Annotated in this window: 19 protein-coding genes; 8 read left to right on the top strand and 11 right to left on the bottom strand. The window is 71.6% G+C overall.

Annotated features, from left to right (window positions below; all coding sequences use genetic code 11):
• Nucleotides 1-52 precede the first annotated feature (52 nt).
• Entirely contained in the window at nucleotides 53-2,581 is a 2,529-nt protein-coding gene (locus tag ACWD0J_RS03200; protein WP_451493999.1) for an ATP-dependent Clp protease ATP-binding subunit, read from the top strand.
• Between the two features lie 93 nt (nucleotides 2,582-2,674).
• On the opposite strand, the gene ACWD0J_RS03195 is transcribed toward ACWD0J_RS03200, so the two are convergent.
• Nucleotides 2,675-3,313, bottom strand: a complete 639-nt coding sequence (locus ACWD0J_RS03195; RefSeq protein WP_451493998.1) for an HAD family acid phosphatase — start codon at nucleotides 3,311-3,313, stop codon at nucleotides 2,675-2,677.
• Nucleotides 3,314-3,861: 548 nt separating this feature from the next.
• Here ACWD0J_RS03195 and ACWD0J_RS03190 point away from each other — a divergent pair.
• On the top strand, nucleotides 3,862-4,464 hold the full coding sequence (locus tag ACWD0J_RS03190) for a M23 family metallopeptidase (protein WP_451493997.1): 603 nt from the start codon (nucleotides 3,862-3,864) through the stop codon (nucleotides 4,462-4,464).
• A 7-nt stretch (nucleotides 4,465-4,471) separates the two neighbouring features.
• Here ACWD0J_RS03190 and ACWD0J_RS03185 read toward each other — a convergent pair whose 3' ends face one another.
• Nucleotides 4,472-5,059, bottom strand: a complete 588-nt coding sequence (locus ACWD0J_RS03185; RefSeq protein WP_451493996.1) for a TetR/AcrR family transcriptional regulator — start codon at nucleotides 5,057-5,059, stop codon at nucleotides 4,472-4,474.
• A 135-nt stretch (nucleotides 5,060-5,194) separates the two neighbouring features.
• On the opposite strand from ACWD0J_RS03185, the gene ACWD0J_RS03180 reads away from it, so the two are divergent.
• The gene (locus ACWD0J_RS03180) at nucleotides 5,195-6,754 is read left to right on the top strand and encodes an MDR family MFS transporter (RefSeq protein WP_451493995.1); all 1,560 of its coding nucleotides are present in this window, start codon (nucleotides 5,195-5,197) and stop codon (nucleotides 6,752-6,754) included.
• Between the two features lie 346 nt (nucleotides 6,755-7,100).
• On the opposite strand, the gene cseC is transcribed toward ACWD0J_RS03180, so the two are convergent.
• The 5 genes from cseC to ACWD0J_RS03155 all read right to left on the bottom strand — a co-directional run bounded on the left by cseC (nucleotide 7,101) and on the right by ACWD0J_RS03155 (nucleotide 11,695).
• The gene (gene cseC / locus ACWD0J_RS03175) at nucleotides 7,101-8,444 is read right to left on the bottom strand and encodes a two-component system sensor histidine kinase CseC (RefSeq protein WP_451493994.1); all 1,344 of its coding nucleotides are present in this window, start codon (nucleotides 8,442-8,444) and stop codon (nucleotides 7,101-7,103) included.
• Between the two features lie 17 nt (nucleotides 8,445-8,461).
• Nucleotides 8,462-9,169 carry a two-component system response regulator CseB gene (cseB, locus tag ACWD0J_RS03170; RefSeq protein ID WP_451493993.1) on the bottom strand — a complete coding sequence of 236 codons (708 nt, stop codon included), beginning with the start codon at nucleotides 9,167-9,169 and terminating at the stop codon, nucleotides 8,462-8,464.
• Nucleotides 9,170-9,266: 97 nt separating this feature from the next.
• Nucleotides 9,267-9,857, bottom strand: a complete 591-nt coding sequence (locus tag ACWD0J_RS03165) for a hypothetical protein (protein ID WP_451494091.1) — start codon at nucleotides 9,855-9,857, stop codon at nucleotides 9,267-9,269.
• 131 nt (nucleotides 9,858-9,988) lie between these two features.
• Nucleotides 9,989-10,537: a SigE family RNA polymerase sigma factor gene (locus tag ACWD0J_RS03160; RefSeq protein ID WP_451493992.1), complete on the bottom strand. Its 549-nt coding sequence runs from the start codon at nucleotides 10,535-10,537 to the stop codon at nucleotides 9,989-9,991.
• Nucleotides 10,538-10,759: 222 nt separating this feature from the next.
• Entirely contained in the window at nucleotides 10,760-11,695 is a 936-nt protein-coding gene (locus ACWD0J_RS03155) for an A/G-specific adenine glycosylase (RefSeq protein WP_451493991.1), read from the bottom strand.
• 297 nt (nucleotides 11,696-11,992) lie between these two features.
• Between ACWD0J_RS03155 and ACWD0J_RS03150 the strand changes: the two genes are divergently transcribed.
• Nucleotides 11,993-13,642, top strand: coding sequence for a sensor histidine kinase (locus ACWD0J_RS03150; RefSeq protein ID WP_451493990.1), 1,650 nt, complete (start codon nucleotides 11,993-11,995; stop codon nucleotides 13,640-13,642).
• Nucleotides 13,639-14,298, top strand: a complete 660-nt coding sequence (locus ACWD0J_RS03145; RefSeq protein ID WP_451493989.1) for a response regulator transcription factor — start codon at nucleotides 13,639-13,641, stop codon at nucleotides 14,296-14,298. The genes ACWD0J_RS03150 and ACWD0J_RS03145 overlap by 4 nt, the downstream gene beginning before the upstream one ends.
• A 62-nt stretch (nucleotides 14,299-14,360) precedes the next feature.
• Here the strand turns inward: ACWD0J_RS03145 and ACWD0J_RS03140 are convergent, their stop codons facing one another.
• A complete protein-coding gene (locus tag ACWD0J_RS03140) occupies nucleotides 14,361-15,017 on the bottom strand; it encodes a phosphatase PAP2 family protein (protein WP_451493988.1) in 657 nt (218 codons plus the stop codon).
• 176 nt (nucleotides 15,018-15,193) lie between these two features.
• Here ACWD0J_RS03140 and ACWD0J_RS03135 point away from each other — a divergent pair, with 176 nt between their 5' ends.
• Nucleotides 15,194-16,030: a hypothetical protein gene (locus tag ACWD0J_RS03135; RefSeq protein WP_451493987.1), complete on the top strand. Its 837-nt coding sequence runs from the start codon at nucleotides 15,194-15,196 to the stop codon at nucleotides 16,028-16,030.
• 208 nt (nucleotides 16,031-16,238) lie between these two features.
• Here ACWD0J_RS03135 and disA read toward each other — a convergent pair whose 3' ends face one another.
• On the bottom strand, nucleotides 16,239-17,363 hold the full coding sequence (gene disA, locus ACWD0J_RS03130) for a DNA integrity scanning diadenylate cyclase DisA (protein ID WP_451493986.1): 1,125 nt from the start codon (nucleotides 17,361-17,363) through the stop codon (nucleotides 16,239-16,241).
• A gap of 81 nt (nucleotides 17,364-17,444) precedes the next feature.
• On the bottom strand, nucleotides 17,445-18,854 hold the full coding sequence (gene radA / locus ACWD0J_RS03125) for a DNA repair protein RadA (RefSeq protein ID WP_451493985.1): 1,410 nt from the start codon (nucleotides 18,852-18,854) through the stop codon (nucleotides 17,445-17,447).
• 229 nt (nucleotides 18,855-19,083) lie between these two features.
• Between radA and ACWD0J_RS03120 the strand changes: the two genes are divergently transcribed.
• A complete protein-coding gene (locus ACWD0J_RS03120; RefSeq protein WP_451493984.1) occupies nucleotides 19,084-20,826 on the top strand; it encodes a BACON domain-containing protein in 1,743 nt (580 codons plus the stop codon).
• A gap of 131 nt (nucleotides 20,827-20,957) precedes the next feature.
• On the opposite strand, the gene ACWD0J_RS03115 is transcribed toward ACWD0J_RS03120, so the two are convergent.
• On the bottom strand, nucleotides 20,958-21,809 hold the full coding sequence (locus ACWD0J_RS03115) for a hypothetical protein (protein WP_451493983.1): 852 nt from the start codon (nucleotides 21,807-21,809) through the stop codon (nucleotides 20,958-20,960).
• Nucleotides 21,810-21,904: 95 nt separating this feature from the next.
• Here ACWD0J_RS03115 and ACWD0J_RS03110 point away from each other — a divergent pair, with 95 nt between their 5' ends.
• On the top strand, nucleotides 21,905-22,837 hold the full coding sequence (locus ACWD0J_RS03110) for a Ppx/GppA phosphatase family protein (protein WP_451493982.1): 933 nt from the start codon (nucleotides 21,905-21,907) through the stop codon (nucleotides 22,835-22,837).
• The last annotated feature ends 120 nt before the right edge of the window (nucleotides 22,838-22,957 follow it).

Below are 22,957 nucleotides of genomic sequence, written 5' to 3'. Positions count from 1 at the left end.
CAGGGAGGGGAAGTTCCCCCCACTGCCTGACCGCTCTGAGGAGCGATTAACGATGTTCGAGAGGTTCACCGACCGCGCGCGGCGGGTTGTCGTCCTGGCTCAGGAAGAAGCCCGGATGCTCAACCACAACTACATCGGCACCGAGCACATCCTCCTGGGCCTGATCCACGAGGGTGAGGGTGTCGCCGCCAAGGCCCTTGAGAGCCTCGGGATTTCGCTCGAGGCGGTCCGCCAGCAGGTGGAGGAGATCATCGGCCAGGGCCAGCAGGCCCCGTCCGGGCACATCCCCTTCACCCCCCGTGCCAAGAAGGTCCTGGAGCTGTCGCTCCGCGAGGCCCTTCAGCTGGGCCACAACTACATCGGCACGGAGCACATCCTGCTCGGCCTGATCCGTGAGGGCGAGGGCGTCGCCGCCCAGGTCCTGGTCAAGCTGGGCGCAGATCTCAACCGCGTGCGGCAGCAGGTGATCCAGCTGCTCTCCGGTTACCAGGGCAAGGAGACGGCCGGCGCCAGTGGCGGTCCCGCCGAGGGCACGCCGTCGACGTCCCTGGTCCTCGACCAGTTCGGCCGGAACCTCACCCAGGCCGCTCGTGAGTCCAAGCTCGACCCGGTCATCGGGCGCGAGAAGGAGATCGAGCGGGTCATGCAGGTGCTGTCCCGCCGTACGAAGAACAACCCGGTCCTGATCGGTGAGCCCGGTGTCGGCAAGACCGCCGTCGTCGAGGGCCTCGCCCAGGCCATCGTCAAGGGCGAGGTGCCCGAGACCCTCAAGGACAAGCACCTCTACACCCTGGACCTCGGCGCGCTGGTCGCCGGCTCCCGCTACCGCGGTGACTTCGAGGAGCGCCTGAAGAAGGTCCTCAAGGAGATCCGCACCCGCGGTGACATCATCCTGTTCATCGACGAGCTGCACACGCTGGTCGGTGCGGGCGCCGCCGAGGGCGCCATCGACGCCGCTTCGATCCTGAAGCCGATGCTGGCCCGCGGTGAGCTGCAGACCATCGGTGCGACCACGCTGGACGAGTACCGCAAGCACCTGGAGAAGGACGCGGCCCTCGAGCGCCGCTTCCAGCCCATCCAGGTCGCGGAGCCGTCCCTGCCGCACACGATCGAGATCCTCAAGGGTCTGCGCGACCGGTACGAGGCCCACCACCGCGTCTCCATCACCGACGAGGCACTGGTCCAGGCCGCCACCCTGGCCGACCGGTACATCTCGGACCGCTTCCTGCCGGACAAGGCGATCGACCTGATCGACGAGGCCGGCTCCCGGATGCGCATCCGCCGGATGACCGCGCCGCCGGACCTGCGCGAGTTCGACGAGAAGATCGCCGGTGTCCGCCGCGACAAGGAGTCCGCGATCGACTCGCAGGACTTCGAGAAGGCCGCCTCCCTGCGCGACAAGGAGAAGCAGCTCCTCGCCGCCAAGGCCAAGCGGGAGAAGGAGTGGAAGGCCGGCGACATGGACGTCGTCGCCGAGGTCGACGGCGAGCTGATCGCCGAGGTCCTCGCGACCGCCACCGGCATCCCGGTCTTCAAGCTGACCGAGGAGGAGTCCTCGCGTCTGCTGCGCATGGAGGACGAACTCCACAAGCGGGTCATCGGCCAGGTCGACGCCGTCAAGGCGCTGTCGAAGGCGATCCGTCGTACGCGTGCCGGTCTGAAGGACCCGAAGCGTCCCGGTGGTTCGTTCATCTTCGCCGGCCCGTCCGGTGTCGGTAAGACCGAGCTGTCCAAGGCGCTCGCCGAGTTCCTCTTCGGTGACGAGGACGCGCTGATCTCCCTCGACATGTCGGAGTTCAGCGAGAAGCACACGGTGTCGCGTCTGTTCGGTTCGCCCCCCGGATACGTGGGCTACGAAGAGGGCGGCCAGCTGACCGAGAAGGTCCGCCGCAAGCCGTTCTCCGTCGTCCTCTTCGACGAGGTCGAGAAGGCCCACCCGGACATCTTCAACTCGCTGCTGCAGATCCTGGAGGACGGTCGCCTGACCGACTCCCAGGGCCGGGTCGTGGACTTCAAGAACACGGTCATCATCATGACGACCAACCTCGGCACCCGGGACATCTCCAAGGGCTTCAACCTGGGCTTCGCGGCCTCGGGTGACAAGAAGACCAACTACGAGCGCATGAAGAACAAGGTCTCGGACGAGCTCAAGCAGCACTTCCGTCCCGAGTTCCTCAACCGCGTCGACGACGTGGTCGTCTTCCCGCAGCTGACGCAGGCCGACATCCTGCGGATCGTCGACCTGATGGTCGGCAAGGTGGACGAGCGTCTGAAGGACCGGGACATGGGCATCGAGCTCTCCCAGTCCGCCAAGGAGCTGCTGTCCACGAAGGGCTACGACCCCGTGCTGGGCGCGCGGCCGCTGCGCCGCACCATCCAGCGCGAGATCGAGGACACCCTGTCGGAGAAGATCCTCTTCGGCGAGCTGCGCCCCGGTCACATCGTGGTCGTCGACACGGAGGGCGAAGGCGAGACCAAGACCTTCACGTTCCGCGGCGAGGAGAAGTCGGCGCTGCCGGACGTCCCGCCGATCGAGCAGGCGGCCGGCGGAGCCGGACCGAACCTGAGCAAGGAGGCGTAAGCCTCAGGGCGACGCCAGAAGGGGCCGGTGCTTTCGAGCACCGGCCCCTTCGTCATGCCCGAACGCGGCTACGGCACCGCGCGCGCCGTCGCGTTACGACAACTGCCCGTCGTAGTCCGGCAGCTTGTAGGTCTTCTCGGCGTGGCCGCCCGACAGGTCGGTGGCGCTGTTGCCGATGTTGGCGATGATCGTGTAGCCCTTGGACTCCACGTCGACGCGCTGGGCGGTCTTGTACGCGGCGACGTCCTTGAAGAGGTCGCTGAAGCTGCGGACGTAGAGCCCGGAGACCTCGTAGCCGACGTGTTCGAGGTTGTAGTCGGTGACCGAGGCGATGATGCCGGGGCGGGCCGTCACGAAGAACAGGGAGACGCCGTGTTCCTGGGCGTACTCGGCGACGTCCAGGACGGGCTTGTTGGCCGGCTGCGGGTAGCTGAAGCCGAAGTCGGTCTCCAGCGTGGTGTTGTCGATGTCGAGGACGATCGCCTGCTTCTCGCCCGGCTTGCCGGCGGCTATGCGCTGCTTCAGGTAGGGCAGCGCCTGGTCCATCACGGCCTGGCAGTCCCGCTGCCAGGTCGTGTAGTCGACGTCCGCGGCGGCTGCCGCTGCCGTGGCGGTCGTGGAGGTGCTCGTGGTCGTCGTCGCGGCCTCGGCGGGGACGGCCAGTGCCACGAGGGCGGCGGCGGAGACGGCGGTGACGGCTGCGCGGTGCGCCCAGGGGCGTCTCGTGGTCATGGTGGGGGGTTCCTCTCACGTCCGGACGTTCTGCAGTTGTCGGGTGCATGCTCGTTGGCGAGGGTGGCGCGAGGGGAACCGTAGGGTTACTGGACGGTAAGTGGCCAGAGACGTGCGTCACATTGGGCTGTCGGGTAGGGGAGACGGGCAATGGGCCGGACCCGTTCCGGGCGGCTGTGCGCGCGATTCCGGAGGGCCTCAGGCGTCTCGGCGGAGTAGCGCCGGTCACATTGCGGAGTGCCTCGGTCTCGCCCTGCGGTGACAAGCCGCACAGGCGATTTGTCCGTTACTAGCGGGAATAGTGGAAAGGATTCGGCGCGCAAAAAGGGTTTAACTCCCGAAATGGGCGAAGAACTCGCCCGTACTGGGGGATTTGGCCTCGATGACCGCTCTGTCAAGAAGCGTTGACCTTTGGGGTGAGGTACTAGCTCAGGTCGTAGATGGGCGGTTTGGGGGTATGCCGGATCGCCGGTTACCAAGGGATGGTCCGTCCGGCGGGTGTCTGTGCGCCGGATGGTTCTTCTGTCCCCGTCCCCATGAGGTTCCGAATGTTCCCGCGTGTCTCGCTCCGCTCTGCCCGTACGTCCCCCCTTCGCGCCCGTGCCGCCGTGCTGGCCGTGGGCCTGGGAGCGTCGGCCGTACTGGGGGCCGGAGTCGCGGCCGCCGCCACTCCCGCGGCGGCGACCACCGCCACCACCGTGCAGGCGCAGACCGCCGCCGCCAAGAAGGCCGCTTCCTGGGTCGACCCGGTGAAGAAGTACAAGCTCTCCGCGAGCTTCGCCCAGGCCGGCGGCATGTGGCAGTCCACCCACAGCGGGCAGGACTTCGCCGTGTCGAGCGGTACCGACGTCGTCGCCGCGCACGGCGGCACCGTCGTCAAGGCCGGTGGCAACGGCGCCGGTGACGGTCCCGCGTACGGCAACGCCGTGGTCATCAAGCACGGCAGCGGGACGTACTCCCAGTACGCCCACCTGTCCCGGATCGACGTGAAGGTCGGCCAGGTCGTCAAGACCGGTCAGCACATCGCGCGGTCGGGCAACACGGGCAACTCCAGCGGCCCGCACCTGCACTTCGAGATCCGTACGACCGCCAACTACGGGACGGCCATCGACCCGGTCGCCTTCCTGCGCTCCAAGGGCGTGAGCGTCTAGCGGTCGCTCAGGCGCCGTTGTGGGCCCGGGTCACCAGGTCGGTCGCGACCTCCAGGACCGCCTTCCGCTTGTCCTCGGGGGTGGCGTCCAGGTCCTGGAGGAAGAACATCCCGGCGTGCAGGGTGAAGATCGCGCTGACGCAGCGGACCTGGTCGGCCAGGTCCGCCTCCGGGTCGACGATGATCTCGCGCAGACCCTGCATGCGCTCCTTGAAGGTCTCGCCGACCCGCAGCTCGCGTACCGCCGCCTGGTTCTCCTGCATGAAGCGGAACAGCGGCGTCGCGCCGGCCAGGATGTCGCTGTAGCGCCGTACGATCTCCTGCTTCGTCTCCAGGGTGTGCGGCTGCTGCCTGCCCCAGTCGATCAGGTCGAGGATCGGCTGCGTCAGGTCGTCGAAGATGCTGACGAGGATCTCTTCCTTGGTCTTGAAGTGGTAGTACAGAGCCGCCTTGGTGACGTCGAGACGCTCGGCGATCTCGCGCAGGGAGGTCTTCTCGTACCCCTGCTCGGCGAAGAGTCCGAGGGCGACGTCCTGGATGCGCTGGCGGGTGTTGCCGCGGCGCTGATGCTTGGTGCCGTCCATGGTGCCGCCCATCCTCGTGCTTCTCGCGCTTCGGGAAAAACTTACTTGACGACCGGCTAGTTACGCCTCTACCTTCCCTGAGTGTAGCCAACTAGCCGGTCGGCAAGTAAGTAGCCGGCCGGGGGCGGGACCAGGGGAGTGGGAACGATGGCGGACGTGCGGACGGCCGAGCCGGAGACAGAGAAACAGCCCAGGAGCGTACGCGTCGTACTGCTCGCGCTGATGATCACGATGATGCTCGCGATGCTCGACAACATGATCATAGGCACGGCGATGCCGACGATCGTGGGCGAACTGGGCGGGCTCGAACACCTGTCGTGGGTCGTGACCTCGTACACCCTCGCGACCGCCGCCTCCACCCCGCTGTGGGGCAAGCTCGGCGACATGTACGGGCGCAAGGGCGTCTTCATGAGCTCGATCGTGCTCTTCCTGATCGGCTCCGCGCTCAGCGGCATGGCCCAGGACATGGGGCAGCTGATCGGCTTCCGCGCGGTGCAGGGGCTGGGCGCCGGCGGTCTGATGGTCGGTGTCATGGCGATCATCGGCGATCTCATACCGCCCCGCGAGCGCGGCAAGTACCAGGGCATGATGGCCGGCGTCATGGCACTCGCGATGATCGGCGGTCCGCTGGTCGGCGGCACCATCACGGACCACTGGGGCTGGCGCTGGTCCTTCTACATCAACCTGCCGCTCGGCGTGGTGGCGCTCGCCGCGATCAGCGTCGTCCTGCAACTGCCGAAGAAACGGGCGCAGGCGCGGATCGACTATCTCGGCGCCGGGCTGCTGACCGTGGGCATCACCGCCATCGTGCTCGTCACGACCTGGGGCGGGACCGAGTACGCCTGGACGTCCGCGCGGATCATGGAGCTCATCGGGATCGGCGTCGCCGCCCTCATCGGGTTCGTGTTCGTGCAGACCAAGGCCCCCGAGCCGGTCGTACCGCTGCACATCTTCCGCAGCCGCAACTTCACGCTGATGTCGGTCATCGGCTTCATCACCGGCTTCGTGATGTTCGGCGCGACCCTCTTCCTGCCGCTGTACCAGCAGTCGGTGCAGGGAGCCTCCGCGACCAACTCCGGTCTGCTGCTCCTGCCGATGCTCGGCGCGATGCTCGTCACGTCGATGGTCGCGGGACGGGTGACCACGAACTCCGGCAAGTACAAGGTCTTCCCGGTCGCCGGCGGTGCGCTGATGGTCGTCGGGCTGTACCTGCTGTCGCTGATGGACACCGACACCAGCCGGTTCACGTCGGGCGTGTACATGGCCGTCGTCGGTCTCGGGATGGGCTGCCTGATGCAGATCACCATGCTGGTCGCACAGAACAGCGTGGAGATGAAGGACATGGGCGTGGCGTCCTCCTCCACGACCCTCTTCCGTACCCTCGGCTCCTCCTTCGGCGTCGCGATCATGGGCGCGCTGTTCAACCACCGGGTGCAGGACGTCATGACCGAGCGGGCCGGCGCCCTGGGCTCCGAGGTCACCGAGCGGTCCGCCCAGCTGGACGCGGCGAGCCTGGCGAAGCTGCCGGAGGCGGCGCGGGAGGCGTACCAGCACGCGGTGTCGTCCGGCACCCACTCGGCGTTCCTGCTGGGGGCCGCGGTGTCGGTGGTCGCGCTGGTGGCGGCGGTGTTCGTGAAGGAGGTTCCGCTCAAGGGCGCGGGGCCGCAGAAGGCCGACGAGGATTCGGGCGAAGGGGCCGCGGCGTAGCCGCCGGTGGCCGGGGCCGTCTGACCCGGACGTGAGTCGAAGGTCCCCGGGCGGCCGTGTCCGCCCGGGGGCCTTCGCGCTGCCCCGCCGGTGTCAGTGGAGCGTGCCACCATCGCCGTATGGACAAAGGTGCCGGAGATGCCGGAAGTGCGGCGGGTGCGGCTGGCCACGGATGCCAGGGACGCCAGGGACGCCAGGGACGCCAGGGACGCCAGGGACCGGGACTGGGCCGATCCGCGGCTCGACCCGGACGCGGCGGCCGCCCACGGCGGGTGCGGCCGCGAGACGGCCGAGGCGGGCCGCGAGTCGCCCGCGAGCCGGCCGCACGCGCTGTGCCGCACGGGTGTCACGGCAGCATCGGATAGCTCCCCGTGTTCGTCGGTGCGTGCTCCGGCAGCCACAGGACGGCCACCGCGCCCTCCGCCGGTACGCCCTCCGGCGTGCCGGCCGGCCGTACGTTGCGGAACGTCAGCCGGGCGCCCAGGACCCGGGCCTGCCCCGCCGCGATGGTCAGGCCCAGTCCGTGGCCGTGGCCGGAGCGGTCGGTGCTGCCCGTGCGGAAGCGGCTCGGTCCCTCGGCGAGCAGGTGCCCGGGGAAGCCGGGGCCGTGGTCGCGGACCCGGATCACCCGGCCCTCGACGCTGACCTGGATCGGTGGCTTGCCGTGCCGGGCCGCGTTGGCGAGCAGGTTGAACAGCACCCGCTCCAGGCGGCGCGGATCGGTGGTGACCTCCGACTCGTGCACCACCCGCACCTCGATCCCGGGGTCCTTCGCCGTCACCCGCCGACGGACGAACTCGCCCAGCAGGATGTCCTGCAGCTCGGCCCGTTCGGAGGCACCGTCGAGGCGGGCGACCTCCAGGACGTCCTCGACGAGCGTGCGCATGGCCTTCGCCCGGTCCAGGACCAGCTCCGTCGGGCGGCCCGGGGGCAGCAGTTCGGCGGCGGTCAGCAGGCCGGTCACCGGGGTGCGCAGCTCGTGCGCGATGTCGGCGGTGACCCGGCGCTCCGCCTCCAGCCGCTGCTGCAACGCGTCCGCCATGGCGTCCACCGCCCGCGCGAGGTCGTCGGTCTCGTCCCGTACGACACCACCGATGGCGTCCCGCACCCGCACGTCCGACGCGCCGCCCGCGACCTGGTTCGCCGCGGCCGCCGCCTTGCGCAGCCGGCGCGAGAGCTGCCCGCCGATGAGCACACCGAGCGCGCTGCCGCCCAGGACGACCGCGATGGAGCCGATCACCAGGGCCTGGTCGAGGTCGTTGAGGATGTCCGTGCTGCGGTCGGTGAACCCGGTGTGCAGGGACAGCACGTGCCCGCCCTTGACCGGTACGGCCGCCCAGATGTCCGGCGTGCCGCCCGGCCGCTCGGACACGAAGGTCGCCCGGCGCCCCTCCCGGACCTTCGCCCGCAGTTCCCCGGGCAGCTCCGGGTCGTCGATCTTGATGTGGGGGAAGTTCGGCCGGTCGGACAGCTCGTAGTTGCGCTGGGCGATCTGGACGCGCTCGTCGGCGAGATCGCGCGCGTTGTCCAGCATCGAGACCTGGGCCGCGTTGTGCACGACGAGGCTGAGCGCGATCGCCACCAGCGCGCCGACCAGCGCGATGGCCGCGCTCAGCTTCCACCGCAGGCCCGTACGCAGGGCCAGTCTGTCGATGACGGCCGCTCCCGGGCGCCGAAGATTCCCCCGCATACCCCTGCTGTCCCCGCTCAGGGCTTCAGCTTGTAGCCGAAGCCGCGGACCGTCTCGATCCGGTCCTGGCCGATCTTCGTCCGCAGCCGCTGCACATGGACGTCGACCACGCGCGTGTCCCCGCCCCATCCGTAGTCCCACACCCGCTCCAGGAGCTTGTCGCGGGAGAGCACGGTGCCCGGCGCGGAGGAGAACTCCAGCAGCAGCCGCATCTCGGTCGGCGTCAACGCCACCGGCTGTCCGGCCCGGCGTACCTCCATACCGTCGGTGTCGACCTCCAGGTCGCCGAAGGCCAGCAGGCCGCCGCCGGCCGCCGGGGCCCCGGAGTCGTCCGTACGGTCACCGCCGCTCGCGTGTCCGAAGCGGCGCAGCACCGCGCGGATCCGTGCGACCAGGACCGCGCCGTCGAACGGCTTGGTCACGTAGTCGTCGGCGCCCGCCTCCAGGCCCAGCACGACGTCGATGCTGTCGGCGCGTGCCGACAGCATGATCACCGGCACGGTCGACTCGTCCCGGATCCGACGGCACAGGCTCACCCCGTCCAGGCCGGGGACCATGACGTCCAGCAGGGCGATGTCGGGGCGGTCGGCGCGGAACGCCTCCAGCCCCGACAGCCCGTCGGGCATGGCGGTGACCGCGAAACCGTCCCGCTCCAGGGCGAGCTGGGTGGCCTCGCGGATGACGTCGTCGTCCTCGACGAACAGAACGTGGGTCTGGTCTGCCATCCCGCTGCTCTCTGCTCTCAGTCCTCGTGTCGTGCCGTTACCGGGTGATCGGATCGCAGGCCCGATCGGTTCACCGGTCATGGACCTGCTCACCGGGTCAGCTGTCGGGCACCGGTGTCGGTCCGTCCCCGGCCGTCCTGCCGTAGTCGTTCTGCACGCTGTACACCTGGGTGAAGCGGGCCCCGCTCCAGCGGTACGTGACCACGGTCTCGCCGGACGGCGCCGAGACCGGGTCCCCCTTCTCATACACCTGTTTGGTCACCACCAGGTCGCCCCGGTCGATCTCCGCGTAGACCGGCGGCTCCTCGGCCCGGAAGACATTCCGGTACGAACCGCCCTGCTCGCGATACACATAAGAGCCGATCCCGACCGCGTCCCCGCAGGTCAGCACGTTGACGACGACATCGTCCGCCGAGGCTCCGGTCAGATCCCCGTAGGACACGTCGACCGGGTACGCGTCGGCCACGCACGGCTTCAGCTCGCGCTTGACCTCGGCGGAGACCCGCGGATCGGTTTTCACGAGCCGGACCGCGTCCACGCGCGCGGCCACCCGGGCGGGCAGGGAGGAGGGCGAGGCACCCGCCACCGAGTCGGCGTGCGCCGGTCCCTCGTCGCGGGCGCCGGTGCCGCCGGTCCCGCACGCGGACACGAAAAGGGCGAGGGCGGCGAGCACGGCCACCGCCGTGATCGCCGCCTGGAAGACTCCCCGGGCGGGCGTGCGCCCTGACGGGCGCGGGTCCCCGCCGGCCGGGTCCTCGCCGGCCGGGTCCCCGCTGACCGGACCCTCGTCCGCGTGCCCGATGCCGCCGGCCGCTGTGCCTAGGCCGCGCAACGCTCCCGCTCCTCACGCTCCAGCGCGCGTGCGCCGAGCTCGTCGTCGTCCCTGCTCTTCAGCTCCTCGCGGAGCCGGGCGAGCGCCCGGTGCAGCGTGCTCTTGACCGTTCCGGCCGACATGCCGAGGGCGGCGGCCGTCTCCTCCGTGGACATCTGCTCCCAGTGTCGCAGCACGACGACGCTGCGCTGCTTGGGAGCGAGAACCTTCATGACGTCCATCAGCAGGGCGCGGTCCGCGTGCTGCTCGGTGGAGTCGTCGACCGAGGCGTCCGGCAGCTGCTCGGTCGGCACCTCCTCCAGCTTCCGGGCCCGCCACCACTCGGTCCGGGTGTTGATCATCACCCGGCGCAGATAGGCGTCCGCGAGCCGCTTGTCCGCGATGCCGTCCCAGCGGCCGTACGTCCGCACGAGGGCCGTCTGGAGCAGGTCCTGGGCGTCGATCGGGTCCGGGACCAGCCGACGCGCGCTGCGCAGCAGCGCGTCCTGCCGGGTGCGGACGTACTCCTCGAACTCGAGCACCTCGCCCTGCGCCATGTCGACCGCCTCCTGCTCCCCGTTTCCGCCGGCTTGTTCGGCCGTCGGTCCGCCTCCGTGGTCCCCGGTCCGCCGGGTACGCCAATGAAGCTACGGAGGTGTTGTCACGGGGCTGTCCGAAGCAGCGCGCGGCTAGCACTCGGCTGTCCGTCGGTTGTGTAACGGAAGGAGGGGCAGGCTGAAGCGCCGTACCGGTACATGGCGGTATGGGGGGATGTGGCGTCAGGTTCTTGTCAACGGCAGTCGATACAGACCACTCGGGAGGGGCTCCACCAGACCGTCGGCGACCAGACCGTCCAGCGCGCGGGCGCGCTGCACCGGCTCGTGCCACACCCGGTCCAGAGCCGCCTGCGGGACGGGCCCGTGGGCCTCGCGCAGCACGGCGAGCAGCTTGCCCCGGACCTGGCGGTCCGTACCGGCGTACGTCTGCCCCCGGCGCGGCGGGCCGTCGTGCTCCGGCTTGCCCGCGAGCCGCCAGGCGCACTGCGCGGCGATCGGACAGCGGTGGCACGTCTCGTTCTTGGCCGTGCACACCAGCGCGCCGAGCTCCATGGACGCGGCGGCCCAGCGGGCCGCGGTCCCCTCGTCCGCGGGCAGCAGTGCGCGGGCCAGCTTGCGTTCGGCGGCGGTGGTGGCGTTCGGCGGGTACCGCACCCCGGTCACGGCCCGGGCGAAGACCCGGCGGACGTTGGTGTCCAGCACCGCGTGCCGCTGTCCGTACGCGAAGGAGGCGACGGCCGCGGCCGTGTACTCGCCGATGCCGGGCAGCGCCAGCAGCTGGGCGTGGTCGGTCGGTACGTCACCGCCGTGGCGTTCCGTTATGGCGACCGCCGCTCCGTGCAGGCGCAGGGCGCGGCGCGGGTAGCCCAGCCGGCCCCAGGCGCGGACGGCCTCGCCGGGCGCGTCCCCGGCCAGGTCGGCCGGGCGCGGCCAGCGGGCCAGCCACTGCTCGTAGACGGGCAGGACGCGGTTCACGGGTGTCTGCTGCAACATGAACTCACTGACCATCACCCCCCACGGGCCGGCTTCGCGCCGCCGCCACGGCAGGTCGCGGGCGTGTTCGTCGAACCAGTCGATGACAGGGGCGTGGAGCGGCTCGCCGAGGGCGTCGCCGGCAACGCCGTTCACAGGGTGCGGGGACTTCGTGGACACAGTCATGGCCTTCCGATCCTGCCATGCGGAAGGGCTCGCCCGTGTGTTCCGGCGGGCGCGCGGCCCGGCGGCTCGTCCTCCCGGAGTCCTTGCCGGGCCGTTCTCCCGGTACCGCATCCGTCCCGCGGCGGACTCCCGTGGTGGTCCGGCCGTTGCGGCCTGGACGCCCTGCCCCGTTCCGCGACATCGTCCAGTGGCCGGGCGGCCGCCGCCGCGGCCGTACCCGGAGGGTGTTCGCCGAGTGCGGCACACCTGACGATCGACAGCAGTGCCACCCCCGTGGCCGCTTGTAGCGTCGGCCGGATGGAACGTCCTCGGATGTGGAGCGTCTGGCTGCTGTGGGTCGTCCTCGCGCTGCCCGCGCTCACGGCGGACGCCATGGGGCTGAACGAGCCGCGCCCCGCCTGGCAGTGGGCGGCCGGGGTGGGCGTGCTCGCCGTGGCGGTCGCGGCGAACCGGCGGTACCCGCTCATGGGCTTCGGGCTGACGGCCGTCCTGGGGCTGCTCACCGCGCCCGCCCTGTTCTCCGTCTCCTACGGGCTCGCGCTCGGCGTCCTCGCCCTGCTCCTCGGGCTGCGGGCGGACCGGGTACTGCCCACCGCGCTGCTCTTCGTCGCCCTCGGCTGCGCCGGCACCGCCAAGATCGCACTCGTCGGGGTCGACCCGGCACCGGAAGGGGTGGTCCTGACGAGCACGCTGCTGTTCGGCTGCGTCTTCCCCTGGCTCGGCGGGCGCCACTGGCGCCAGAGCCGCGAGCTGGCCGCGGCCGGCTGGACGCGGGCCGCCAGGCTGGAGGACGAGCAGCGCACCGCGGAGGAGCGGGCGCGGCTGCGTGAACGGTCCAGGATCGCCCAGGACATGCACGACTCCCTGGGCCACGAGCTGAGCCTGATCGCCCTGCGCGCGGGCGCCCTCCAGGTCGCCCCCGACCTTCCGGACCGGCACCGGGCCGCCGTGGCCGACCTGCGCGCGGCCGCCGCCGACGCCACGGACCGGCTGCACCGCATCATCGGCGTCCTGCGCGAGGACGACGACCCGGCGCCGCTGACCCCGGCGGGCGAGAGCGTCGCACAACTCGTCGCCCGTGCCGCCGCGTCGGGCCTGCCGGTGCGCTGGGAACCGGCGGGCTCCGCCACCGCCGTACAGCGCGGCGGGGTCGCCGAACACGTCCTGCACCGGGTGGTCCGGGAGGCCCTGACCAACGCTGCCCGGCACGCTCCCGGTGCTCCCGTGACCGTCACGGCGACGGAGGAGGCGGGCGGCGCGACGGTCACCGTCACCAACGGGCCCTCCGCGCAGGCGACGTGCCCGTCCTCCGGCGGCTCCGGCCTGGCCGGTCTGCGCGCCACCGTCACCGCGGGAGGCGGCGCCTTCGAGGCCGGCCCGCACGGAGGCGGGTTCCGGGTCCGTGCGTACGTCCCCGACCAGCCGGCACCCCTGATCACAGCCCGTTCCGCTCCCTTGGTTCCTTCAGCGGCCTCGCCTCCTTCGGCTCACGCGGCTGACTCGGCTCACGCTCACCCGGCCCACCTGGTTGTCCCGGCTGCCCACTCGGCGCCCTTCACCCGTGCCCGCCGCCGTGTCGCCGTCGCCGCCGGGGCCGCGGCCTGTGCGGGTGTCGCCCTGGCCGGCGGGTCCTTCGGCTGGTACGCGTACACGGAGACGCACTCGGTCCTCGAACCCACCGCGTACGCGAAGCTCCGCCTGGGCGACTCGGCCGACGAGATCACGCCCCTGCTGCCGGACCGCACGGTCCGTGACCCACCCGTGGAACGGGCGCCGGCGCCACCCCGGGACACCGCATGCCGTTACTACCGGGCGAGCGGTGAACTCCTCGTCTCCGTCGACCACTTCCGACTGTGCTTCGACGGCGAGGACCGGCTCACCGCCAAGGACGTGATCCCCGGGGCCGGACGGTCCGGGGACGAGCAGCAGGAGGAGTTCGTACGGTGATCCGTGTACTGCTGGCCGACGACGAGGCGATGGTCCGTGCGGGCGTGCGGGCCATCCTGGGGAGCAGCGGCGAGACGGAGGTGGTCGCCGAGGCGGGCGACGGCCGCGAAGCGGTGGAACTGGCCCGCGCTCACCGCCCGGACGTCGCCCTGCTCGACATCCGCATGCCCCGCCTGGACGGGCTCGCCGCGGCGGAGGAGATCGTGCGGGCGGTGCCCGGCACGGCCGTCGCGATGCTCACGACCTTCTCCGAACAGGCCTATGTGGCCCGCGCACTCGGCGGCGGCGCCACCGGCTTCCTGCTCAAGTCCGGTGACCCGTACGAACTGATCGCGGGCGTACGCGCGGTGGCGGGCGGCGGTGCCTTCCTGTCGCCGAAGGTCGCCCGGTATGTCATCGAGGGCCTCGGTGGCGGCGCCGGCCGACTGGGGCGCGAGGCCGCCGCACGCGCCCGCGTGCAGGAACTCAGCCCGCGCGAGCGGGAGGTGCTGGGCCTCGTCGGCGCGGGCCTGTCCAACCCGGAGATCGCCGCCCGGCTGCACCTCGTCGAGGGCACGGTGAAGGCGTACGTGAGCGCGGTCCTCGACCGGCTGGAGGTACGCAACCGGGTGCAGGCGGCGATCGTGGCGTACGAGGCGGGGCTGGTGGGATCGTGAGGCGTCGGCGTGGAGCCCTGGGGTGCTGCGCAGTGGTGAGGCGAGGCTTGGAGTCATGAGGTTCACCGGTGCCGGGCGGGGTGCCGGGACGTGCGGGGCGAGGACGGGACGCGGGCCGGTCCCGGGCCGGTGAACCATCGTGCGGCGGGCGCCGAGGAGGCGCGTATCGCCTCGGCCAGCCGTGTCGCCGGGCCGGTGCCCAGGCGGATGACGACGACCGCGCAGACCGCTCCGAGGACGAGTCCCGCCGCCACGTCGTGCGGGTAGTGCACGCCGACGAAGACCCGGGAGAAGGCCAAGAGGAGGGCCAGCGGGGCCGTCAGCCACAGGAGCGCGCGCCGGACCAGGGCCAGGGCGACGGCCGCGCCGCCCGCGATGGTGGCGTGGTTGCTGGGGAAGGACCAGTCGCCGTGCGGCGGGCAGGCGACGAGGGACGGTGCCGCGTCGATGACCGCCCGGCATGGACGTTCCTCGGTGAAGCCGGACTTGAGCACCTCACTGCAGACGTACGCCACGGCCGTGGCCACAGGTGCAAGGGCTGCTGTCGCGAACGCGCGGGCGGTGTGGTGCCGGGCCTGCCACCAGGCTGCCGCGAACAGCGCGACGAAGAGCAGGATGCCTGCCTCCGTCCCGGTCTCGGCGGTGTGCTGTAGCCACGTGGGGGTGTCCTGCGCGGTGGCGGTGATGTCGCGGTAGAGCTCGGCGTCCTCGAAGTTCATAGTCACAGAAAGTAATTGACCTGACCGTCTCGTCACAGCTTGCGATCGTCGGGTGGTGCACCTGACGAAAGACAGGGGTGGGAGCGGCCGGCTCCGGAATGATGATCCGGAAAAGTTGTGAGCCCCGGCGGCGGGTGGGGCCAGCGAAGGCGTCGATCTCTCGTACAGTTTGCGCCGTGGGATCTCTGCGCAATCCGGTCGGGCCGCTTCCCTCCTCCATCTACTGGCGACGGAGGGTCGTACTGCTGTCTGTGAGCGCCCTGTTGGCGCTGCTGATCGCCTGGATCGTCACCTCGGGCGGCGGAGGCGGCGACAACGGCGCCGACGGGTCCAACGACAAGAATCCCTCAGCCACGACGATCACGCCGGGGCCGTCCGGCTCCGGCCCCGCGATCAGCCAGGCGCCGGGCGGACGGGACGAGTCGAGCGGCGGGGAATCCAGTGGGCCGGGGTCCGGCGCCGGGTCGGGCGACGGCTCCGGTGCGGGCGGCGGATCCGGGTCCGGTTCGGCCGGCTCCGGTGGTTCGGGCGGCTCGGGCGCCGGGGCGGCCGGTGGCGGCTCGGGCGGCGGTGTTGGCACCGGTGACACCGTTCCCGCGGGTTCCACGCTCCCCAAGTGCACCGCCGGCGCCGTGAAGTTGACCGTGCGCAGCCTCCACAACGCGTACGGCCCCGGCGACACGCCCGCCCTGCTGCTCACCGCGACGAACTCCTCCGGCGGCGACTGCAAGGTCGATCTCGGGCCGAAGAACGCGGTGTTGACGATCACTCAGGCGGGCGGCGAGGACGACTACTGGTCCTCCGCGGACTGCCCCAAGGGCTCCGGCGCCCTGGTGTTCCGGGTACCGGCCGACAGCAGCATCACGTACACCGTGAAGTGGGACCGCAAGCCGAGCGCTCCTCAGTGCGCGACGCCTCCGGCGGGGTCGGCCGGGGCGGGCACGTATCTCGTGGAGGCGAAGACACCGGGCTTCGGGACGGTGCAGACGTCGTTCGTCCTGGAGGCCGACTAGCTCCACGGCCGACTGGCTACACGGCGGAGCGGCAGACCGGGACGGAGCCCTCCGATGGAGCGGCAGACCGGGGCGCAGCGCTCCGGGGTGGGAGGCCGGACACATCGCTCCTGGGCGGGACGCCCCGACCGGGCTGCTCCGGGGCGGCAGGCTCAGACGTGACGCTCCAGTGCGGCAGGCTCAGAGGTGACGCTCCGGGGCGGCAGGCCTAGACGTAACGCTCCAGGATCGACGATTCCGCCAACCGCGAGAGGCCCTCCCGCACGCTCCGCGCTCGCGCCTCGCCGACGCCGTCCACCGTCTGCAAGTCGTCCACGCTCGCCGCCAGCAGCTTCTGCAGGCCCCCGAAGTGCTCCACCAGCCGGTCGATGATCGCGCCCGGCAGCCTCGGCACCTTCGCCAGCAGTCGGAAGCCCCGGGGGGACACCGCCGAGTCGAGCGCCTCCGGTGATCCGGTGTAACCCATGGCTCTGGCGACCGTGGGCATCTCCAGGAGTTCGGCATGGGTGAGCGCGTTGAGCTCGTACAGCGCCTCCTCCACCGTGCGGGAGCGCTTGGCGGTGGGCTCGGGGACGTAGTCCCGCACGACCAGCTCGCGCTCGGGCTCCACGCCGGCGATCAACTCGTCCAGCTGGAGTGCCAGGAGCCGTCCGTCCGTGCCCAGCTCGACCACGTACTCGGCGATCTCCGTGGCGATACGGCGGACCATCTCCAGGCGCTGGGCCACGGCGGAGACGTCCCGGACGGTCACCAGGTCCTCGATCTCCAGCGCGGACAGGGTGCCCGCGACCTCGTCGAGGCGGAGTTTGTAGCGCTCCAGGGTCGCCAGCGCCTGGTTGGCGCGGGACAGGATCGCGGCGGAGTCCTCCAGGACGCGACGCTGGCCGTCGACGTACAGGGCGATCAGCCGCATCGACTGGGAGACCGAGACCACCGGGAAGCCGACCTGCTTGCTCACCCGGTCCGCGGTGCGGTGCCGCGTGCCCGTCTCCTCGGTGGGGATCGTCGGGTCCGGCAGGAGCTGGACGCCCGCCCGCAGGATCTTGGACAGGTCGGCGGACAGCACGATGCCGCCGTCCAGCTTGCACAGCTCCCGAAGCCGCGTCGCCGTGAACTCGACGTCCAGGACGAAACCGCCCGTACACATCGATTCGACGGTCTTGTCGGAGCCGAGGACGATGAGACCGCCGGTGTTGCCGCGCAGGACCCGTTCGAGGCCGTCGCGCAGGGCCGTGCCGGGTGCCACAGCGCTCAGTGAGGCGCGCATCAGGCCATCGGCACCGGAACTCCCACCGGACTTTCCGGGAGCTGCCGCCCGGTCGTTGGCTGCCACTGCACTCCTCCGGTCGCAGGTTCTGGAACACTCCCGTTTCGCACAAGCGGTTCGTACGGACGGGCGAGACCAGGGCAAAGTCTACCGGCGGTCCTCGCCGTCCCGTGGGGCCTCTCTGCGACGGGAGCGCGGAAGGACCCTGAGAGCGTCTCCTATGTCGGCGACTTCCAGGACCTTCATACCGGGCGGGACCTTGCCCGGATCGCCGGGCACGAGGGCGTGCGTGAAGCCCAGCCGGTGTGCTTCGGAGAGCCGGCGCTGCACGCCCGTGACCCGTCTGACCTCGCCCGCGAGGCCGACCTCGCCGATCGCGACCAGGTTCTTCGGCAGCGGGGTGTCGCTCGCCGCGCTCGCCAGCGCGAGGGCGATGGCGAGGTCCGCGGCCGGTTCGGAGAGCTTCACACCGCCGACCGTCGCGGAGTAGATGTCCCTTTTGCCCAGGGCGCTGATCCGGCCGCGCTGTTCCAGGACGGCGAGCATCATGGAGACCCGGGAGGTCTCCAGGCCCGAGGTGGTGCGCCGGGGAGAGGGGATCTGCGAGTCCACCGTGAGCGCCTGGACCTCGGCGACCAGGGGGCGGCGGCCCTCCAGGGTGACGGTGAGGCAGGTGCCGGGCACCGGTTCGGCGCGCCGGGTCAGGAACAGGCCGCTGGGGTCGGCGAGGCCGACGATGCCCTCGTCGTGCAGTTCGAAGCAGCCCACCTCGTCCGTGGCGCCGTAGCGGTTCTTGATGCCCCGGACGAGCCTGAGGCGCGCGTGCCGGTCGCCCTCGAAGGACAGGACGACGTCCACGAGGTGCTCCAGCAGGCGCGGGCCCGCGATGGCGCCGTCCTTGGTGACATGGCCCACCAGGAGCGTGGACATCGCGCGCTCCTTGGAGGCGCGGATCAGGGCGCCCGCCACCTCGCGGACCTGGGCCATGCCGCCGGGCGCGCCGTCGATCTCCGCGGAGGCCACCGTCTGCACGGAGTCGAGGATCAGCAGGGACGGCTTCACCGCGTCCAAGTGGCCCAGCACGGCGGCCAGATCGGTCTCGGCGGCGAGATACAGGTGGTCGTCGATCGCGCCGATCCGGTCGGCGCGCAGCCGGACCTGGCTCGCCGACTCCTCGCCGGTGACATAGAGCGTGCGGTGCTCGTCGCTCGCCGACTTGGCCGCCACATCGAGGAGCAGGGTGGACTTGCCGACGCCGGGCTCGCCCGCGAGGAGGGCCACCGCGCCGGGGACCAGACCGCCGCCGAGCACCCGGTCCAGCTCGGGCACGCCGGTGGAGCGGGCGGTCGCCTGCCGGCCGTCGACCTCGCCGATGGGCACGGCGGAGGTGGTGACGCGGCCCGGTGCCGTCGTCCGCACGGCGGGCGCGCCGTACTCCTCGATCGTGCCCCAGGCCTGGCACTCGGGGCAGCGGCCGAGCCACTTCGCCGTCTGCCAGCCGCACTCGGTGCAGCGGTAGGACGGACGCTCCTTGGCGGACTTCGTACGGGCAGCCATGCACGAACCGTAACCGGCACCACTGACACCACCGACCGCGCCGGCCGGAAGCGCCGTCCGCGACCCGCCCCGCACCACCCTGTCACCCCATGCGAATCGGCCACGCACGTCTCGAACAAGCCATGGAACGAATCGTTCCTCTCCCCGATTGAGGGATCGTTTCACCCGTACGGATTAAAAGAGCTCAAGGTGCAAGAAGGGGCGAACGCGCGCCCCCTACGGTCCACAGGTGATGAGCAGCAGTTCGGAGATCTCGACCCGCACCACCGGCGCACATCGGGCGCACCGGGAGGCGCGCGACCGCGCGGCGGCGCGCACGCTGGCACAGCGTCCTCCCGCGCGCTACGAACCGTACCTGGACGGCCTGTTCACCTACTGCCTGTCCGTGCTGTGCGACCACGACACGGCGACCGCGGCCCTCGGGGACGTCCTCGCGCTCGCCGAGAAGCGCCGTGGCCCGGAGGCCGCCGGCGACCGCAGGGCCTGGCTGTACGCGCTGGCCCGCTGGGCGTGTCTGCGCAAGCTGGCCGAGGCCAAGCAGAAACGTCAGGCCACGCACGCGGCCGGCCGCACCGGGACCGACCGGCGCCAGAGCGCGCCGTCCGCCGACCCGCCGGTCTCCGAGGAGATCCAGGAGGAGCGTCGGCGCGAACTGGCCCTGCTCGCCTGGCCGGAGGCCGCCGGCACCACCCCCGAACAGCGCGAGGCGCTGGAACTCGCCGTACGCCACCACCTCGCCGCCCACGAGGTCGCCGCCGTCCTCGGCATGGAGCCCGCCGCGGCCCGCGAACTGCTCGCCTCCGCCGCCTGCGAGGTCGAGCGCACCCGCGCGGCCCTCGCCGTCGTCGAGACCGGCGACTGCCCGAGCGTCGCCCGCCTCACCGGCGACCACCAGCTCGTGCTCAGCACCGCCCTGCGCCGCGAACTCGTCCGGCATGTCGACGACTGTCCGCGCTGTCGCCGTACCGCCGAGCGCGCGGTGCCCGGCCACTGGCCCGGCGCCGCCGTCGCCCCCGCCGAACTGTCCGTCCTCCCGGCGCCCCGCGCGGCCCTGCACAGGGCGATGGCGCATCTCCCGCGCGCGCGGGGCGCCGCGCCCCGCTTCGACCGGCGCGGCTTCCCGATGGACCCCAAGGACCGCGCCGCCCGCCGGGACCGCCTCCGCGCGCGTGCCGTCACCACGACCGTCGTCGCCACCGTCGTCGCGGCCCCCGTGCTCGCCCTGTGGGCCGCCTACCGGGGCACACCGACCGGCGAGGGTCCCGACGGCCACTCCGCCAGCGCCGGCGAGGCACACGGCCCCGACTCGCTGGACGGTGAGGCGGCCACCGGCGGCTACGAGAACACCGGCAACGCGAGCACCAGGCCCGGCGGCCGCTTCGCCAAGGGCAACCAACCTGACGTCTCCGTGGAGGTCATCAGCGTCGCCGGCGCCGGCAAGAAGGGCGCCGGGCGCCTGGAGGTGGCGGCCGGCAACAGCGGCGACACCACGCTGATCACCCTCACCGCGACCGGCTCGGCGCCCGTGCGCTGGTCCGCGACCACGGGAGCCGCCTGGCTCTACCTCAGCCAGTCCTCGGGAACGCTCGAACCGGGCGAATCGTTGACGATCAAGGTGTACGTCGACCATCTGCGCGAGCCGTCCGGGCACTGGAGCGCGCGGGTGGCGATCTCACCGGCCGGCGCCGTCGTCTCCATCGAGGGCTACGGCACCGCCCCCAGCCCCTCCGACCCCGGACCGCCGGACCCCGGTCACGGCCACCACGGACCCGGCCACGGCACCCCCACCGCCCCGCCCCCGTCCGACCCCGGCCCGGACCCGACGACCCCGCCCTCCTCCGATCCCACGCCCACCGACCAGCCCTCCTCCCCCGACCCGGAGCCCACGCCCACGGACCCGGCCCCGACCGATCCGGCTGGCTCGACGCCACCGCCCTCCGAGGGCGGCGATCCGAGCCCGTCCACGTCGTAGACGGCGTCGTCCCAGTCCAGGCAAGGCCAGGCAAGGCCAGGCAAGGCCTGGCCAGGCCTGTCTTTAGTCCCCGTCCACGTCGTAGGGCGGTGTCGCCTGCCACTTCGCGTCGTTAGGACGGCGTCGCGCTCCTAGCCGACGAGGGGGTCCGCCGGATGCGGTGCCAGCAACGGCAGCTGCGAGGCCAGCCGCTCCTCGCACAGCTCGACCAGCCGGTCGTAGCCCGCCTTGCCCATCAGCTCGACCAGCTCCGGCCGGTAGGAGACGTACACCGGATCGCCCGCGCCGTGCGCCGAGGTCGCCGACGTGCACCACCAGTGCAGGTCGTGGCCGCCCGGACCCCAGCCGCGCCGGTCGTACTCACCGATCGACACCTGGAGCACCCGCGTGTCGTCGGGCCGGTCGATCCACTCGTACGTGCGCCGCACCGGCAGCTGCCAGCAGACGTCCGGCTTGGTCTCCAGCGGCTCGCGGCCCTCCCTCAGGGCGAGGATGTGCAGCGAACAGCCCGCGCCGCCCGCGAAACCGGGCCGGTTCTGGAAGATGCACGAACCCTGGAAGGGGCGCGTCTGCCGGTCGCCGTCCTCGTCCTCCGAGACCCAGCCGTGCGCCACCCCCTCGTCGTGGTGCTGCCAGATGTCCGGAGTGAGCCTGGCCACATGCCCGGCCACCCGCTTCTCGTCGTCCTCGTCGGAGAAGTGGGCACCCAAGGTGCAGCATCCGTCGTCCGCCCGGCCGGCCTGGATGCCCTGACAGCCGCTGCCGAAGACGCAGTTCCAGCGAGAGGTCAGCCATGTCAGATCGCAGCGGAAGACCTGCTCGTCGTCCGCCGGATCGGGGAACTCCACCCACGCGCGTGCGAAGTCGAGGCCCTTCTCGTCGCTTTCCAGGGCCTTCCTCGACTTCTTCGGTGCTTTCGCCTGCGAAGAACCCTGGGGCAATTTGGCCGTCTTGTCGCTCTTCGCCTTTTTCGTCTTTGGCACTCGTCCAGGGTAAGTCGCCCGAGGCCGGTCCAGGCACAGTGGCGGGGGCGGCTCCCGGGGCAGCTCACGGCTCCGCGGGCAGTAGCGTTCCGTACATGAGACTCGGTGTCCTCGACGTGGGATCGAACACGGTGCATCTGCTGGTGGTGGACGCACACCCGGGGGCGTGCCCGCTGCCCGCGCACTCGCACAAGGCGGAGCTGCGCCTCGCCCAACTCCTCGACGACGGCGGGGCGATAGGCCCCGAAGGGGTCGACAAGCTCGTCGGGGTCATCCAGGAGGTGCTCCAAGCTGCCGAGGACAAGGGCGTCGAGGACCTGCTGCCGTTCGCGACCTCCGCCGTGCGCGAGGCCAGCAACGCCGACGACGTCCTCGCGCGCGTGCAGGCCGAGACCGGCGTCGACCTCCAGGTCCTCGCCGGCGCCGAGGAGGCCCGGCTCACCTTCCTCGCCGCCCGCCGCTGGTTCGGCTGGTCGGCCGGGAAACTGCTGGTCCTGGACATCGGCGGCGGTTCCCTGGAGATCGCGTACGGCATGGACGAGGAACCGGACGCGGCGGTGTCGCTGCCGCTCGGCGCGGGGCGCCTCACCGCGGGCTGGCTCCCCGGGGACCCCCCGGATCCCGAGGCGATACGGACCCTGCGGCGTCATGTCCGCGCCCAGATCGCCCGCACGGTGGGCGAGTTCGCCCGCTTCGGCACTCCCGACCACGTGGTCGCCACGTCCAAGACGTTCAAGCAGCTCGCCCGCCTCGCCGGCGCCGCCCGTTCCACCGAGGGCCTGCACGTCCAGCGCGAGCTCAAGCGCGAGTCCCTGGAGGCCTGGGTCCCCCGGCTCGCGGGCATGACCACCGCCCAGCGCGCCGAACTCCCCGGCGTCTCCGAGGGCCGCGCCAACCAGCTCCTGGCGGGCGCCCTGGTGGCGGAGGGCGCGATGGACCTGTTCGGTGTGGAGAGCGTGGAGATCTGCCCATGGGCGCTGCGGGAGGGCGTGATCCTGCGGCGGCTGGATCACATGGGGTCGGTGTAGGGGTGGGTCGGGGTGGGTCGGGTCATGTGCGGGACCGTGTGGGGGTGGGTCGGGTCATGTGCGGGACCGTGTAGGGGTGGGTTGGCTCATGGACGGGTGCCTGTAGTGCCGCGTCGGGTC

The sequence above is a fragment of the Streptomyces sp. NPDC003011 genome (assembly GCF_053591515.1).
The sequence above is the reverse complement of the archived record's forward strand: the minus strand, read 5'-3'. Positions and strand labels throughout refer to the sequence as shown.

What these genes read in the sequence shown, in the direction of transcription:
- radA (WP_451493985.1), bottom strand. Translation starts at nt 18,854, where the DNA reads ATGGCTGCCCGTACGAAGTCCGCCAAGGAGCGTCCGTCCTACCGCTGC.
- ACWD0J_RS03180 (WP_451493995.1), top strand. Translation starts at nt 5,195, where the DNA reads ATGGCGGACGTGCGGACGGCCGAGCCGGAGACAGAGAAACAGCCCAGG.
- ACWD0J_RS03200 (WP_451493999.1), top strand. Translation starts at nt 53, where the DNA reads ATGTTCGAGAGGTTCACCGACCGCGCGCGGCGGGTTGTCGTCCTGGCT.
- ACWD0J_RS03140 (WP_451493988.1), bottom strand. Translation starts at nt 15,017, where the DNA reads ATGAACTTCGAGGACGCCGAGCTCTACCGCGACATCACCGCCACCGCG.
- cseB (WP_451493993.1), bottom strand. Translation starts at nt 9,169, where the DNA reads ATGGCAGACCAGACCCACGTTCTGTTCGTCGAGGACGACGACGTCATC.
- ACWD0J_RS03150 (WP_451493990.1), top strand. Translation starts at nt 11,993, where the DNA reads ATGGAACGTCCTCGGATGTGGAGCGTCTGGCTGCTGTGGGTCGTCCTC.
- ACWD0J_RS03155 (WP_451493991.1), bottom strand. Translation starts at nt 11,695, where the DNA reads ATGACTGTGTCCACGAAGTCCCCGCACCCTGTGAACGGCGTTGCCGGC.
- ACWD0J_RS03185 (WP_451493996.1), bottom strand. Translation starts at nt 5,059, where the DNA reads ATGGGCGGCACCATGGACGGCACCAAGCATCAGCGCCGCGGCAACACC.
- ACWD0J_RS03160 (WP_451493992.1), bottom strand. Translation starts at nt 10,537, where the DNA reads ATGGCGCAGGGCGAGGTGCTCGAGTTCGAGGAGTACGTCCGCACCCGG.
- ACWD0J_RS03110 (WP_451493982.1), top strand. Translation starts at nt 21,905, where the DNA reads ATGAGACTCGGTGTCCTCGACGTGGGATCGAACACGGTGCATCTGCTG.
- ACWD0J_RS03190 (WP_451493997.1), top strand. Translation starts at nt 3,862, where the DNA reads ATGTTCCCGCGTGTCTCGCTCCGCTCTGCCCGTACGTCCCCCCTTCGC.
- ACWD0J_RS03195 (WP_451493998.1), bottom strand. Translation starts at nt 3,313, where the DNA reads ATGACCACGAGACGCCCCTGGGCGCACCGCGCAGCCGTCACCGCCGTC.
- cseC (WP_451493994.1), bottom strand. Translation starts at nt 8,444, where the DNA reads ATGCGGGGGAATCTTCGGCGCCCGGGAGCGGCCGTCATCGACAGACTG.